At 47.0% G+C, this 14,740-nt stretch carries 15 protein-coding genes; 11 read left to right on the forward strand and 4 right to left on the reverse strand.

Going from position 1 to position 14,740, the window contains the following annotated elements:
- Positions 1-153 precede the first annotated feature (153 nt).
- The 3 genes from fsa to AB1500_04665 all read left to right on the forward strand — a co-directional run bounded on the left by fsa (position 154) and on the right by AB1500_04665 (position 4,118).
- The gene (gene fsa, locus AB1500_04655; protein ID MEW6182454.1) at positions 154-798 is read left to right on the forward strand and encodes a fructose-6-phosphate aldolase; all 645 of its coding nucleotides are present in this window, start codon (positions 154-156) and stop codon (positions 796-798) included.
- Between the two features lie 589 nt (positions 799-1,387).
- Positions 1,388-2,710: a transcription termination factor Rho gene (gene rho, locus AB1500_04660; protein ID MEW6182455.1), complete on the forward strand. Its 1,323-nt coding sequence runs from the start codon at positions 1,388-1,390 to the stop codon at positions 2,708-2,710.
- Positions 2,711-3,278: 568 nt separating this feature from the next.
- The gene (locus AB1500_04665; GenBank protein ID MEW6182456.1) at positions 3,279-4,118 is read left to right on the forward strand and encodes a M23 family metallopeptidase; all 840 of its coding nucleotides are present in this window, start codon (positions 3,279-3,281) and stop codon (positions 4,116-4,118) included.
- Positions 4,119-4,265: 147 nt separating this feature from the next.
- Here AB1500_04665 and AB1500_04670 read toward each other — a convergent pair whose 3' ends face one another.
- Together AB1500_04670 and AB1500_04675 are read right to left on the reverse strand one after the other, a co-directional pair.
- A complete protein-coding gene (locus AB1500_04670) occupies positions 4,266-5,024 on the reverse strand; it encodes a hypothetical protein (GenBank protein MEW6182457.1) in 759 nt (252 codons plus the stop codon).
- Positions 5,025-5,039: 15 nt separating this feature from the next.
- Complete coding sequence (locus AB1500_04675) at positions 5,040-5,591, reverse strand: papain-like cysteine protease family protein (protein ID MEW6182458.1); 552 nt, start codon at positions 5,589-5,591, stop codon at positions 5,040-5,042.
- Between the two features lie 355 nt (positions 5,592-5,946).
- Between AB1500_04675 and AB1500_04680 the strand changes: the two genes are divergently transcribed.
- From AB1500_04680 to AB1500_04715, 8 genes are all read left to right on the forward strand, one after another.
- Positions 5,947-6,438 carry a sigma-70 family RNA polymerase sigma factor gene (locus tag AB1500_04680; GenBank protein MEW6182459.1) on the forward strand — a complete coding sequence of 164 codons (492 nt, stop codon included), beginning with the start codon at positions 5,947-5,949 and terminating at the stop codon, positions 6,436-6,438.
- A 23-nt stretch (positions 6,439-6,461) separates the two neighbouring features.
- The gene (locus AB1500_04685) at positions 6,462-7,196 is read left to right on the forward strand and encodes a DUF4367 domain-containing protein (protein MEW6182460.1); all 735 of its coding nucleotides are present in this window, start codon (positions 6,462-6,464) and stop codon (positions 7,194-7,196) included.
- A 541-nt stretch (positions 7,197-7,737) separates the two neighbouring features.
- Positions 7,738-8,121, forward strand: a complete 384-nt coding sequence (locus tag AB1500_04690) for a hypothetical protein (protein MEW6182461.1) — start codon at positions 7,738-7,740, stop codon at positions 8,119-8,121.
- Between the two features lie 74 nt (positions 8,122-8,195).
- Positions 8,196-10,331 carry a hypothetical protein gene (locus tag AB1500_04695; GenBank protein MEW6182462.1) on the forward strand — a complete coding sequence of 712 codons (2,136 nt, stop codon included), beginning with the start codon at positions 8,196-8,198 and terminating at the stop codon, positions 10,329-10,331.
- The gene (locus AB1500_04700) at positions 10,318-11,166 is read left to right on the forward strand and encodes an ATP-binding cassette domain-containing protein (protein MEW6182463.1); all 849 of its coding nucleotides are present in this window, start codon (positions 10,318-10,320) and stop codon (positions 11,164-11,166) included. Before AB1500_04695 ends, AB1500_04700 begins: the two co-directional genes overlap by 14 nt.
- Positions 11,142-11,804: a hypothetical protein gene (locus AB1500_04705; protein ID MEW6182464.1), complete on the forward strand. Its 663-nt coding sequence runs from the start codon at positions 11,142-11,144 to the stop codon at positions 11,802-11,804. Before AB1500_04700 ends, AB1500_04705 begins: the two co-directional genes overlap by 25 nt.
- 273 nt (positions 11,805-12,077) lie before the next feature.
- Positions 12,078-12,413: a helix-turn-helix transcriptional regulator gene (locus tag AB1500_04710; protein MEW6182465.1), complete on the forward strand. Its 336-nt coding sequence runs from the start codon at positions 12,078-12,080 to the stop codon at positions 12,411-12,413.
- Entirely contained in the window at positions 12,401-13,063 is a 663-nt protein-coding gene (locus AB1500_04715) for a hypothetical protein (protein MEW6182466.1), read from the forward strand. Before AB1500_04710 ends, AB1500_04715 begins: the two co-directional genes overlap by 13 nt.
- A 290-nt stretch (positions 13,064-13,353) precedes the next feature.
- Here the strand turns inward: AB1500_04715 and AB1500_04720 are convergent, their stop codons facing one another.
- Together AB1500_04720 and AB1500_04725 are read right to left on the reverse strand one after the other, a co-directional pair.
- Positions 13,354-14,274 (reverse strand): anti sigma factor C-terminal domain-containing protein, encoded by a 921-nt coding sequence (locus AB1500_04720; protein ID MEW6182467.1) that lies wholly within the window; start codon positions 14,272-14,274, stop codon positions 13,354-13,356.
- Positions 14,246-14,731, reverse strand: coding sequence for a sigma-70 family RNA polymerase sigma factor (locus AB1500_04725; GenBank protein MEW6182468.1), 486 nt, complete (start codon positions 14,729-14,731; stop codon positions 14,246-14,248). Before AB1500_04725 ends, AB1500_04720 begins: the two co-directional genes overlap by 29 nt.
- Between the last annotated feature and the right edge of the window lie 9 nt (positions 14,732-14,740).

Consider the following 14,740-nt stretch of genomic DNA (forward strand, 5'->3'; position numbering starts at 1 on the left):
GCGGGGACGCCGGTTCTAACGGCGGTTTCTTATAAATGTCCGCGCAACGATTATATATTCTTTCAAGTGAGCTGCCCATGCCGCGTTGTGGCAATGCGTTGCTTATCGCGGCGCCCACCGAAAGAAGAAATATTTTAAGAGAGGTGACAAGCAATCAAACTCTTCCTCGATACCGCCAACATTGAAGAGATCCGCCAGGCGGCGTCCCTCGGCGTGATCCACGGTGTAACCACCAACCCGTCCCTTATTGCCAGGGAGGGTCGTGATTTTAAACAGGTCGTTTACGAAATAACGTCTATTGTCGACGGACCGGTCAGCGCGGAGGTTATTAGCCTTGAATCGGAGGGTATGATCGCCGAGGCTAGGGAATTGGCTGCGATTCACGCAAACGTAGTCATCAAGGTTCCCATTACCGCCGAGGGTTTGCGGGCGGTTAAGGCGTTGAAGGCTTTGGGGATCAGGACGAACGTCACCCTTATTTTTTCCGCGAACCAGGCACTGTTAGCGGCGCTTGCGGGAGCCAGTTTCGTGAGTCCGTTTGTAGGGCGTCTGGACGACGTGGGGCACGATGGAATGGAAGTCGTTGCGGACATAGCCGAAATCTTTTCGTATTATGATTTACCCGCCGAAATAATCGCCGCCAGTGTCCGCAATCCCCTGCATGTAGTGGCCGCCGCCCGGGCCGGGGCGCATATCGCCACAATCCCTTATAAGGTTCTTTTCCAGATGATAAGACATCCCCAGACCGACAAGGGCATAGAACAGTTTCTGGCGGACTGGGCAAAGATAGGTAAATAAATGAGGAGAGGATTACCGTTTGAGGTTATGAATTTTAGGCCGGCAGGATAAAATTTTATAGGTACCAATAGATTATACGAAGGAAGACGCAGGAGTTTCTGATCCCCCGAAGCATTTCCTCTGAATAATCTATGAAGTTTCAGATATTTCTTACGATATAGTGAATTAGGGGTTGAAAAGAGGACCCTGTTCGGCTGTTCCTTTCCCATAAAAAATGGAGGACATGGTTGATAAAGCGTAAACTCCCGAACCTCTTTAACGAATTCACTCATTCATCGGCTGTGTACAGGGAATGACCAGAAATCAACCCGGAAGCTTGGATGTAGGATTCCTTCCGGTCATGCGATAGTGTCCCCTCTAACTTCCAACTTTTCGATTGTACCTCTATAATTCAGTTTTAAGACTTAAATCGGAAGCATATTCCGACCATTATAAATCTTCCGTTTAGGAGAGTGTGCAAAACAAATAAACAATATATTAATAGCCCGAAGGCTTTCGGCGGTTAAATGCGGTAAATATCCCGGAGGTTGCGAAAGTGAAGCCGTTTTGGAGCAGCCTCTCAGGCAAACACTTATATAAGGAGTGAGCGGTGTTGTTTGCGGGCAACGACCTTGAGTCAAAGAATGTAACAGAGCTTTATAAGCTTGCGAAAGAACTTGACATCCCCAGTTACTACCGGATGCGAAAGCAGGAGTTGGTTTATGAAATCCGGAAACACCGTCTGGAAAAAGAGGGGTTGATGTATGCCCAGGGGATTCTGGAGATACTTCCTGACGGCTATGGTTTCCTCAGGCCGTTCAAGTACCTTCCTTCGGGAGACGATATTTACGTCTCAGCTTCCCAGATACGCAAGTTCGACCTGCGTACGGGCGATATGGTGGCCGGACAGGTAAGACGGCCTAAGGAAAGCGAAAGGTATCTCGCGCTTCTGCGCGTAGAAAAGATCAACGACACTGATCCCCTGCTTACCGAGCGAATCCATTTCGACGGCTTGACACCGCTGTACCCTCAGGAACGCATCCGGCTTGAAACCGGACCGAATAAAATTTCAACCCGGATAATCGACCTGGTTTCTCCCCTGGGGAAGGGTCAGCGGGGTCTTATCGTAGCGCCGCCGAAGGCCGGTAAAACAACGCTTCTGAAGGAGATTGCCAACAGCATCACCGCCAATCACCCGGAGATCTATCTTATCGTGCTTCTGATCGACGAACGTCCGGAAGAGGTTACGGATATCGAACGCTCGGTCCAGGGCGAGGTGGTCAGCTCGACCTTCGACGAACCGCCGGACAACCATGTTAAAGTGGCCGAAATGGTTCTGGAACGCGCGAAGCGCCTGGTGGAACACAAACGCGATGTCGCCATCCTGCTCGACAGCATCACCCGCCTGGCACGGGCGCACAATCTGGTGGTCCCGCCAAGCGGCCGGACGCTTTCGGGCGGGGTCGACCCGGCCGCGCTGCACAAACCCAAACGTTTCTTCGGGGCGGCGCGGAAACTGGAGGAGGGCGGCAGCCTCACGGTCCTTGCCACGGCTTTGATCGAAACCGGGAGCAGGATGGACGACGTGATCTTCGAGGAGTTTAAGGGCACGGGCAACGCGGAGTTGATCCTTGACCGGCGGCTGGCGGAGCGCCGGATTTTCCCGGCGATTGATGTCCAGCGTTCCGGGACGCGTAAAGAGGAGCTGCTGTTGTCACGTGAAGAGCTGGAACTGATATGGTACTTCAGAAAGGCCACCAACCAGATGACCCCCTGGGACGCGATGGAGCACCTCCTTGAAGAAATACGCCGCACAAAATATAACGAGGATCTTATCCGCAACTTCCAGGCGTTCAAACAGGCGAGCGCCAACCAGGTTAACGGAGGAACCGTCCCTCCACCCCCGCGCCGCGGTGTAAACATGGGAGGATAAACCGGCTGTGGCCGCGCGTTACCGGTTCAGTGACGGCGTAAAGGAAGTGAATGCTTGAGTCGGGCCCAAACAGCGGCTTACGGTCGTATTAAAGTCGGGGTTCTGTACCGAAGCACTTAAAAGCATTGACTGCGGTGATTTCAGCCCGATAATACATTGTGCTTTTTTACAGACTGAGCCCGGTAAAAGAAAAACGGCGGCAGGCCGTTTTTTTATTTGTATAGGGTAATATGCTTTTGCTCGTATGGATGAGTCCGGTTCTGCCCGTATTTTAAAAAACGGTGATATTTTCGGCTTCCTGCGCCTTAGCCGTAAGTTGCTTTGGGCGGGTTTTACCCGCCTTTTTTTGTCCGGTTACCTGACGCGGGCTGCCGGATTAACGGAGGGCATAACAAACCCGATAATAGGCAATAATATTTAAAGTTTTATTAAAAGTAACTATTCCAGCACGGGTTTCAGATTCTAATTTAGAAGTCGTTGCAGTTTTTTTACTCTGACTACTGACTACTGGATTCTGAATTCTGACCCTGAATAGATACAAATGAGTTATATTAAGGATTGGGAGGTTATGTGTCTCATAATTAAAAAGCTGTTGTTTGGGCTCGGGGCCATCATGGTACTTTTCGGGATGTTAAACTGCCCGGCGGAGGCTCAGTGGGACGAACGGTTGTTTGAGGCGGAACCGGTGGAAACCGGGGAGGAGGTTTTGCCCACTTATTACCTCGTCAATGAGGGTGATACCCTTTGCGGTATCGCCCGGCGCTACGGGGTTGGTCCCGAGGTTATTGCGCAGGCCAACAATCTTTCCCGGTACGACCTTATCTACGGGGGGCAGTATCTTGTCGTTCCGGCCGGGGGACTTGTCCACAGCATTGTTCCGGGGGATACCCTCTGGAATATCGCCGCATATTACGGGGTTACTATTGATGAAATCCTCGGCGTGAACAACCTGGGTCCGGATGACGTCCTTACCGTGGGGGCGGAGCTGATAATACCCACTCCCTTATCGGGATTACCGGCTTCTGAAGGGCGCGGTGAGCGTGTAGAGTTCGCCCGGCCGGTTTCGGGGCTTGTCTCCTCACCCTTCGGCACGCGTGAAGGACGGCTTCATGAGGGGATGGATATCGCGGCGGATACCGGTACCCCGGTAACGGCGGCGGCGGACGGTCAGGTGATATACGCCTCTCCCGCCGGCACTTACGGTAACCTGGTGATTATTTCGCACGCGGGTGGTTGGTCGACCTATTACGCGCACTGCGACCGGATTGAAGCCGCCGTGGGGCAAAACGTGACGGCGGGGGAGATCATCGCCGCGGTGGGCAGTACCGGGCATTCGACAGGTCCGCACCTACATTTCGAGGTGCGTTATAACGGCGTGCCCGAAGACCCGGCGTCTTTCCTGCAGTAAAATAAGGCCAAAGTTCAACGTGCAACGTCCAGCGTTAAGGATACAAGGGACGAAGAGACACAAAAACAAAACCTAACGCGAAGGGCGGTTATTCTTCGCATATGACAAAGAAAGAACCCCGGCTTGCCGGGGTTCAGCGTCGTGTGCCTAACGGGTGAGGATTATATTATCACGTATAGTAGGTGAAAATCTTGCGCTTAACACATCCATCGCTTCTGCAACCGGGTAAACCTTTAGATTCTCCAATCCTGCTATGTCCGGACGATGTGACATAGGAACCACGTATTCCTTCCCCGTTTCCGAGACCAGGTAAAACGCGTCCATTCCCGCTCCGTGAATCCTTACGTGCTTAATCTCCTTAAGTCCGGTCAGCCCGTTGTCGGCCAACAATTTGGCGATAGCTTCCGTGTCGGAGCTTAACTTGACCATGACTGCCGGGATGTTTAACCCGGTTGCCGCAATCTCCCACTTGCCGTTGTTCTGCCAGGCGGTGGAAGCGCCGACCACTCTATTTGTATCGTCAAGCAAAGGCGCTTCCCATAAGTGCTGTCCGGAAAGAACGCTTCCGAAACAGTGGTCTGTCTGATAACGTTGGATGAAGTCGTTCGATGCCAGATAAACCTTATAAGGAGTTCTCATTTTGCCGGGTTGGGCTTCTGAAGCATTTTGGCGATATTCTTTAGGAAGAAAGCTCGGATCCTGTTTAATTATTTCTTGGGCACGCGGAAAGTCGGCGTTAAAAACATCGTTAACTTCTGACTGCTCACGGGCGGATTCAAAAGAATCGTTATTCAATATACCTGTGAGTTTATCTATGGCGTAACTTGTTGTCATCCGTGCACCACCTATCCCGAGCGCAAGAACCGTGATCAAGCTCACAATTACCCAAAACAACTTGGTTTTCAAAGTAATACCTCCCTTTTACTTCCAAAATGCCGAATTATTCCAGCCGAAGGTGTTGATCATGTAAGAATAACTGCAACGGTGACCCAGTCCGTCAGCCGGGTCGTTATACAGCACGTCTTGAGTCACGTCGTCATTATAACCCTTCAAAGCCAGCATATGTCCGCCGTAAAGGTATACGCACGCCGCTGATATCGGGCCGTTACCGTTTATCTGGTATTTAACCGCCGTATAGGAAAGTGCGCTGGCTTGAACCGAGCCGGCTATTCCTGTGATATACTGAACGCCGGTTTTGGTGTCTTGAACCGTTCCCATTGCTGCCGGATCGTTGCCGTTTACGCCGGGCTTCACGTAGTTAAGTATACTGGTCTCGTAATTGGTGGTATTGCCTTTGAAAAAAGCGCTGATCATAGAGCCTACGGAAGCCCAACAGGTGTAAGTGTATTGTTGTTCCTGTTGGGGCACGAGAAGGGTCTTACTGGCAGCGTAAGCTATCCCCGTTAATAAACCGAAGGCGATAAACAAACATAGCAACGATTTCAAAGAAAAGAAGTTCCTTTTCCCTGTCACCAAAACCATCCCTCCCAGCGATAGGTTAATTTATCACCAATGGCGCTCTCTAAAAAACCGGTAGTCGGGCAACACTTCCGCGAATCGCTAAACCGTCGGGTTTCTTGCGCTTTTTGCTTCCGGAACATCAACTCAAGCCGCTCACCCCTTTCGCCAAATATTGAGTGCTTCTACCTATATAACGCCGGAGGAGGGGTCTTGGATTATGTTTAAGGCTAAAAAATTTTTACTCAGCGCGTATATCTTAAAGAGTGCAGAAGCCGGGTAAGTTTACGGAAGCTCGTAAATACCTGGCGAGCGGTGTAATATTTACCACGCGGGAGGAAAAGACGTTTCCGGAGAGGAAATCAACGTTATGGCAGATTTAAAACCATTTGACGGAAACGAAATCAAGTCTCTTTTCGAACGATTTGCCCGGAGGGTGTTCGAGGCCGCTTATTTTGTCCTGCAAGACCGAACCATGGCGGAGGATGTGATGCAGGAAACCTTTTTGACCGCCATGACCAAATTGCGAAATCCTCAGGATCCGTTAAAAATCGAGGCCTGGCTGATACGGGTGGCCATGAACAAGGCGCGCAGCGAGTTGAGAAAACGAAAAAAGAAAATCCCTTTGCTGTTTCCGGTCGTCGCTAATCTTACTGAAGAGGGTTTTATCACGAAAGAAGAGAAAAAACAGGTGCAAGTAGCGGTGGAAGCACTTCCTGCAAAATATCAATTGGTCCTTTATTTAATGTATCATAGGAACATGACCACCAAACAGATCGCTCAGGCATTAGACCTTCCGGAAGGCACCGTGAAATCACGCCTCCGGAGGGCCTACAAACTGATGAAGCCTTGGTTGGAATGAAACTGAGGGAGCTGTTGTAAACAATGATGCGAGAGAATCAGCATTCCGATCGTTTAAAACAAATTATAGAGGAGCGCATGAAAGGTTGCGATCCTCCCAGCACTGAAGAGCTATGGGAAAGGTTTAAGGCCCGTCTGGAAGAGCGCCGCCGGACGCGCCTTTCCGGCAGGCTGCTTCTCGGGTTCGCTATGGCGGGAACCGCGGCGCTGCTTATTCTGGTTCTCATCGGCTTTTCGGTTTTCCCGGCGCAACTTCGAGCCATAACCGATAAGGTGGTAGCTTTTAAAACTACCCTTACGGAAAGCGGAGATAAACTTACCTTAACGGGTAAAGGTAAGAACGTCTTACCGCCGTTGACCAACCAAAAGCCTTATACCCTTAAGCAGCTCAAAGAGAAGGCTCCTTTCTCCGTTCGCCTGCCCGCTTGCATTCCCAAGGGATACAGGCTGGTAGGGCATACCGGCGAAGACGTATCCGGCTCTCTCGTAAGAATAACCAGCCGTTACGAAGCTAACGGGAAGTTTATTACCGTCGAGCAGTGCGGTTCCGAAACGCCGGGCGGTGATCGGGCGTTTGATCCGGGTGATTACAAAATAACAGAGCTGAAGATTTGTGGCGCAAAGGGAACCCTGGTCGAACGAAAAAAAGACGACTGGCTCAGCCTGTCTTGGAATCAGGGGGAAGTGTTCTATAGAATTTCCGGCTGCATGTTACCAAAGGAAGCGCTTAAGATGGCCGAGTCAATGAAAGAGATATAGGATTTCAGTTCAATAAATGATACTTCTGTTATCATATTAGCAAAAGAACAAGGATTACCTTTCCATCAGCTTTATAAGCCCCTGGTCGCGCCGGCGAGCGCAATCAGGGGCTTTTGTCGTTTAGGAAAATTTTTTAAAAAATTTTAATCCAAACCCCTCCTTATGTGCGTTATATAAGTAGGAGCTTAAATAATGTGGAATGTGGTTTCGGAATTTAGGACGAGGAGGTGAGAAGCGCACAAAGACAGTCAAGCTAAATTACAATTTATGGTACTAGTTGATTGGGAATAAAAAGAGAGTACGGTGGCATCACCCTCTTCAACCGTCAAAGTATCATGAGAGGTCAACCAAATCCCGTACCCTCCTCGTTAATTATATCCTTGAGGAGGGGATTTTGTAAATGGTGCCACCTTCTACTCTAAATTTGAGAAGGAAGGAGGTATTCACAGTGTAGAATTAATAAATTCGCTTTGTAGTTTTCAAAGAACGTCGGGCGGGTTTTTACCTTAACTCTATCTTTATCTTACAAGGAGGAAGAGAAATGTCTAAAAGGACATCCAGACTTCTTTTAGCAAGTCTCACGCTGATAATGTTAATCAGTGTTCTGGTGACTAGCGCCTATGCTGGTGAAGCATGGGTTTACATTAGTCAAGGTGAGGGTCCTCAATTATCTGCTTCTATCAGCGGCACTGATGTAGGGTATGAAGGCTGGAACTACGATACTTCTGGGCATAGGTTTTGGATATCTTTACAAGGTTGCTGCGCCTATGGTAACTGGTGGACCTTAGAAGACTACCTAATAAATATTGATGATTATTACTACAGTACGTATTCTATTCAAGAAACCTCGGGCTACAGAGTGCAATTGAATCCCGAGTTGTGGTTTACGGATTGTGATGGTAAAGGTGTAGTACGAAATCTCTAGCAAACCTTAATTGCCAGATTATAGGGGTATTTGGTATACCCCTATAATCTGCCTTTCTGTAAGGGGGACTTGGTTTGAGGAAATTATATAAAGCTTCGCTATCAGTATTCTTACGCAGTAAAAATCTGAGCCTGCCGTATTTTGTTCTGCTGGCTTCAATCGTGGCATATTTTGGATTTTGCCTCATTAATTATTTACAGTATCGTGATATATTTTCCGTAGATATATTTTCCAATGCTACGCTTTGGGTGCGCCCCTGCATTTTTGTAATTGCCTTTTTCATTTATTGCGGCTACGAGCTTGCGGTCGGAATGTACGACAACAACATGGCGGAGTACCTTAAAACATACCAGCAGGGATTATTGAAGGCTTATGCGGCGATCATCTTGTGTTTATTAACTATCGTTGCGATACCTTCCATAATGTTTTTTTCCTTTATCCTATTCATGTATTATTATTTCGATGTTCAATATTATCTCCCTTTTTTGCTTCATTTGATGAAACTGTCCATACTGTATTTCGGATTATCATTCCTAATTGGTATCATGCTGGGAACAGCAATGGCCGCCAAACTGAAAACCAAAAGGCTGGCGGTATATAGCCTTACGGTTATATTTATGTTGTTAAACACCACTTTCACCGATGTCCCTTTCAGAATGCCGTATTTGCTTTTCAACTCTTACCTGACCGAGAGAATGCTTTACTACTTCAAGCATTTTCTTACTGTCGTACCCCAGCAATTAGGGAGTCACTCTGCAATCTATCCTTTATACGGATTTCCGATGGAGCCGATCCGGTGGATTTTGGCCGGGTTTTGGGTTTTATTTCCCTTAACCCTGATTTTGACCGAATGTTTTAACCGGAAGACTAAAAAAGCACTGATAGCCACCGGTTGCCTGATTGTGCTGCTGGGCGTCGGTTTGTTTTCCGTCAGGGGGTCGACCTTATTAATGGACATGCGAGTTGATTCTTTTGCCTTTGCCGATCCCATTTATTATATGGATAGACCGAGAGAAGATTACAGTAAATATGAAGCCGGATTCATGATTGAAGAGTATGAGATGGATTTGACGATTAGCAATGAACTGCACGCTGAAGTGGAAGTCACCATCGATGATCATGATTTGGATAGTTATGATTTCACCCTTTATCACGGGTACATCCTGACCAGCGTTCGCACAGAAGACGGAGAGATACCTTTTACCCGCGAGGGCGATTACATCAGAGTTGGCAGATTAAACGGGGCGGACAGGCTCATCTTTAAGTATTACGGTAAATCGCCGAAATATTATGCCAACCGGCAAGCGATAGCCTTACCCGGGTATTTTGCCTATTACCCTAAAGCCGGCAGACTAAAGATATGGGATCAAGATCGGTACGGCTATGTGATTAACACCTCGCCGAATGAAAGCAAATATTCGGTGAATGTCCGGTCCAATTTAAAGGTATTCTGCAATCTTCCCGGCAGTAATAATTCTTTCCGTGGCAAGTCGAACGGGGTGTCGCTGTTTGCCGGTATGTATGATGAGGTTGCTGAAAATATATATGCAGAGCCGATGCGCAGGAACTTGCCGAAAAGAGAATATATTCGTGAAGCGGAGGAGATCTTAACAGACTTATTCAGTCGATTGGAGCGAAAGAAACCGGTCGTCCTTACAGACAAGCAATTCTTTCAAGTACCCGGAAGTTTTGCGCTTAACTCTAACACTGAAGATGTTGTAGTCATGAGCGACCACATTACGGCTACTTGTTGCAACAATGGGCCGCAATTAGCCGAGATTACCATGAGATCGATCCTTAAACCCAAATCAGTTCATTGTCTTAGTTTTATGACTGACTATGTAAAATATCTTTTTAGCAGACAAGATGAGACCGAACCGCTGTTTCAAAGCGCAGTCGACCTTAATCTCCTGCTGAAAGAGATAGACGAATTACGATTTCTTGCCGAAAAGTATTCAGATATGAATCGAGAGAAATATCTGAATATGAATGCGCAGGAAAGAAAAGCACTTTATACTCATGAAAGACGAAAGTCTGACTTGGACACCATTGTCAATGAAAAGGCGGCAAAATATCTGTTCTATGAATCACCCCGCAAAGAAGAAAACTTGCGCATCTTCTTCGATTATTTTACTTCGGAAAGCCAGGGAGACTACTTGGAATTGGTGGAAAATATTATACGGGAGGAACTGGAAGATGATCGCGGTTAAAGATCTGAGCAAGAGCTTTAGAAGAAAAGAGGCGCTTCATTCCGTAAACCTGCGCTTAGACGCCAAGGTTTACGGGTTATTAGGCGCCAACGGCGCCGGCAAAACCACGCTTATACGCTGCATGGCGGGGCTATATGAACCCCAGCAAGGTGAGATATTCTATAACGATGAGCCAATACATAAATCCAAAAGTTTTCATCAAGACCTGGGTTACCTGCCACAAGCCTTTGGCATGTTCCAGGAGCTCACTTTATATGAAATGATGGACTACATCTGTTCTCTAAAGGGCATAGCAAAAAGCAAATGCGCCAATGAGATAACAAAGGCGCTTACGTTTGTTAATATAGAAGATAAGGCCAAGGACAGGATCAAAACATTGTCGGGAGGTATGGTAAGAAGGGCCGGAATCGCCCAAGCGATCTTGGGGGACCCTAAGGTAATGCTATTGGATGAGCCGACAGCAGGGCTTGATCCCAGCGAGCGAGTCAGGTTCAAAAACACCGTGGGTGAGCTTAAGAAAGACAGAATGATCCTTATTTCCACGCACATTGTGGAGGATGTGGATGCCTGTTGCAATAGTGTTATCGTTATTAACGAGGGCAGTGTTTTGTTTAACGGATCTTGTGAAGAATTAAGAAATGTTGCGATAAACAAAGTATATCAAATCAATGAAGCTGATTCTGATAGCATTGTCGGCGAAAAATTTACACTTAAGATCAGCGAGATAGAGGGCAAGATTTATCACCGGATACTGGTAAAGGAGAACCAGGATTATCAAAGCGAAAAGCCCAGCCTCGAGGATGGATACATGTGTCTGGTAAAGGGGTTGGCATAATGCGCAGGTTGTATCTTGAACTTAAGAATCAGCGGTTGTACTTTTTTGTGCCGCCCGTTATTCTTTTTATATTGGTTCCTCTTACAGTTCTTGCTACCATAAAAGCTGGAGGCGGCGGAGGCGGTAGCAATTTCCCGGAATGCGCTACAATATCTCAATTGTTTATCCCCGGTTTTGCCGCCTGGTGGCCGCTGTTTATTTTAAAGGAGTACCTTAATTCACCCGGAAAGGAATTACTTTTTGTCTATAAATTCGGCAGAGATAGCCTTTTTTTAAAGATGATTATCTTATGGGTATTTTTTGTCCTGCATGTAACGATTGTGTTTATTTATTTTACTTCTTTATTTGATTTTGTTTGGTTTTTGTTTATTGCTATAATAATTCAAAGCATGTTTATGATTGCCTTAGGATATTTCCTTTCTTTATTATTTCAAAATACCTTTATCCCTCTGATAATAAATTTTGCCTACAGTTCGATTTTTATGTTGGTCTTATTTTATTCTCCGCTAAGCATTTTTGAAATTGGCTCCTTTAATAATGCTGGCAGCTTAAGTAAATCTATAGTTGTAGCTATTATCTCGTTTATTCTTTTTTATGGTGGCTATCAAATTGAAAAACGCTTGTACAAAGATGGATAGGAATTTGCTTTTGGCGGAGAGAGCATAACAAGAGCCACAGAAGGAGAGTTTTTCCCAGTTAATAATACGTTTGACAATACAAAAGTGATCCACTTGCTAAAATTGAATGTGATCCACCTGTGCTAAAGAATAGGTAATCTACTTCCCCCAACTGTCTCCAGTTTTTTAAACTCTCTTCTCTTGATTTCCCGCGTGCGGAACAAGTACCTTGCAATGCAAGGTACTACATGTTATAATATAACCCGTAAATCTAAAATGAAAAGTGGGAGGATTTTGAATAAGGAGCTTCTTAAGGGCTATACAGACATTTTGTTGCTTTCGCTGCTCAAGGACGAAGCCAAATATGGCTACCAGATCGCCAAGGAAATCCGGGACAGGACGGGTAACCTCTTCGAGTTGAAGGAAGGGACCTTATACCCGGCATTACAACGGTTGGAGCGTAATGGATATGTCGACACTACCTGGGGAGAGACCTCGGAAGGCGGCCGACGTAAATATTATCGGCTTACAGAAGCGGGGAGGAAACACCTGGTAGGGTGTAGGCGAGAATGGCAGTGTTTGAGGCAAGTTATTGATATGTTTATCGGAGGTGGGTTATGCAACGAATAGAAGAGTATTTGGCACAGTTGGTGGGTCAGTGCCCTGTCAGTCACAGTAAACGGAATAAGATAAAAACAGAGTTTAAGGACCATTTGCTGTCTTTGGTAGCAGAGTTTAAGAGAAAAGGTGAAAATGAGGATGACAGTATTAACATGGCCATAAAGGTCTTTGGTAATCAGAATATTGCCGTTGATGTAAAAAAAATGTTTCCGTGGTATGTTTGTACCTGGGCCAAGGTTTTAATAGGTCTGTTTCTCTGTGGGGCGGCTTTTGTCTTCTTGGCCTGGGTTATAACGGCTGGCGTCGACCCTTGGGATTTTCAAGAGATAGTGTTGAGTTCTGAATTGGGGATGGTGGCCATTGGGGCTTTTTATATGGCCCTACGGGCTGATGACCGTAAGGAATTGCGAACCATGGTGAAATGGTTGCCCGTGTTAACCCTGACGTTGGAAAGGGTCTTTGTGGTTGGTATTCCTGCTGTGGTGGCGCATTATGTTGGCGGGGAACCATGGAAGAATATTTTTCACCCCGAGGTGATTGAATTTCTGCGGGTTTATTTGCCGATGCTTATAGTAAGTATTCCATTAATGGGTGGTTTGGCCTGGATACCTGTGGCGAAGGGTTGGATATCCGACGAACCCAAAGAAAAAATTGCTTAGAAGGGGGCTTTGCCGTGAAGCGGCGGTATTCAATCCCTTTCAATTGGCCCAGCCTGCGTCGGGGATGGACCCCTTGCTCGTATCTGTTGTCTTGTTTATCGCCGCTGTTTTTCTCCTCTCCTGCGGACAAATGCTCTTCACCCGTCGGGCGTACCTGTTGAAGTAGGATGCGGGCGCGGCGCCGGCAAATGTAGCTAAAGGTTGGTGGGGAAAATGGTTCTTTCTGATTTGCTAAGTACCATTATTACCTTGGTGGTAATGGAGCAGCGACTATCTACATTAAGTACTGCCTAATACGGTTGCACGACAATCCCCATGACCGCTCCAGAAAAAATGGGGTCGTCTTCAAGACCGAGCAGGACTTCCGGTTTACCTTCGACGACTACTCCGTAATAAAGGACGCCGTTCTTCTCGAGGTAACCGGCGGTGCGTGCCAGTAGCTTTGAGGAATAACTGGGCAGTTGACTCAAAGCCTTTATTTGTTTAAGAAAGTCGGCTTCTGTTATTTTGGGTTCACCTTCCTGGAAGCCCCCCAGGGGAATACCGACTAACCGCCGGCCCAGATAAGGTTTGTTTCTGATTTCCTTATCGCTGTATGCCGATATGGCGCCCCACAACGGCTTTACACCATTAGGAAGCACCTTCTCCATTTCCTCTTTTGTGAGTAAGCGCTTAAATGAAAGGGCCATTTCCACCGTGGCATCCTTGGGTACGCATTTTAACAGGCCAAAGTCCCGCTGCACCCTTTCGCCGGGCGCTGCCGGGTGAAAGAATTTTAAAACCGGGACCATACTGGGCACTAGGTATTCCCTTCCGTCTTTGGCTTTAAAAATCGGGGTTGAAGGCCATAGAAATTGTTCCCCGCCCCACACTTGAAAATCAACCGTCACCGTACCCGCGGGCACCGGCCTGGCACCTACTATGCGGATAAAATGATACTGTTTGTGTTGCCCGAACCAGGTATTTTTGTAGCTGATTCCGCTCAGCAGAATGGTATTGGGTTCGCTGAGCCTTATAAGCCCGCTATAATATGTGGAAATCCGGTCATGCTGGCGATTAAGAAGGTAGATGCTTACAACATTCACCGAAATAAAACTTACCGCAAATACCGCCAAAGATAAGAGCACTATACGAAAGGTACTCCGCCGGCGTACGCGCTGCAAAAAACGCTTTTCGTCAAGGTTATTTTGACCGGGTGTCAGCCCTTCCATTGTCTGAATCCTCCTTTATAGCCTGGTATTCTTTTTTAAACTTCTGCCTGGCCCGGTACAGGCATGTCTTTACAGTTTCTGGTTTTACGTTAAGACATTTGGCGATCTTCTTGTATGAGAAGTCCAAATGGTACTTCATAATCAATAAATTACGTTCATGAAAGCTTAAACAACGCATGGCGGCAAGAATCAGTTCCTTATTTTCCTTTGTAAACAGGGCCTCATCCGGGCCCTCCGCTTCATCCGGAAGTTCTTCAAGAAAGTCAACTAAAACGTCTTTCCTTTTATTCCGTCGCAGCCAATCCACATATTTGTGGCGGGCTACGGTGAAGAGCCAGGCTTTCAATTTTCCTTGCGGGACACCGTCTAAATGAATATAAGCCGCCACAAGAGTTTCCTGGGCAAGGTCTTCTGCTTCCTCACATGTCAGTCCCAGATTAGATAAATAGCTATACACTAAACGGTA

Source organism: Bacillota bacterium (genome assembly GCA_040755295.1).
In the GTDB taxonomy this organism is placed as follows: Bacteria; Bacillota; Desulfotomaculia; order Desulfotomaculales; family Ammonificaceae; genus SURF-55.

Excerpts from the sequence above, each read along its gene's own strand:
- AB1500_04665 (MEW6182456.1), top strand. The coding sequence starts at position 3,279 with ATGTGTCTCATAATTAAAAAGCTGTTGTTTGGGCTCGGGGCCATCATG.
- AB1500_04680 (MEW6182459.1), top strand. The coding sequence starts at position 5,947 with ATGGCAGATTTAAAACCATTTGACGGAAACGAAATCAAGTCTCTTTTC.
- AB1500_04685 (MEW6182460.1), top strand. The coding sequence starts at position 6,462 with ATGATGCGAGAGAATCAGCATTCCGATCGTTTAAAACAAATTATAGAG.
- AB1500_04690 (MEW6182461.1), top strand. The coding sequence starts at position 7,738 with ATGTCTAAAAGGACATCCAGACTTCTTTTAGCAAGTCTCACGCTGATA.
- AB1500_04700 (MEW6182463.1), top strand. The coding sequence starts at position 10,318 with ATGATCGCGGTTAAAGATCTGAGCAAGAGCTTTAGAAGAAAAGAGGCG.
- AB1500_04715 (MEW6182466.1), top strand. The coding sequence starts at position 12,401 with ATGCAACGAATAGAAGAGTATTTGGCACAGTTGGTGGGTCAGTGCCCT.
- AB1500_04720 (MEW6182467.1), bottom strand. The coding sequence starts at position 14,274 with ATGGAAGGGCTGACACCCGGTCAAAATAACCTTGACGAAAAGCGTTTT.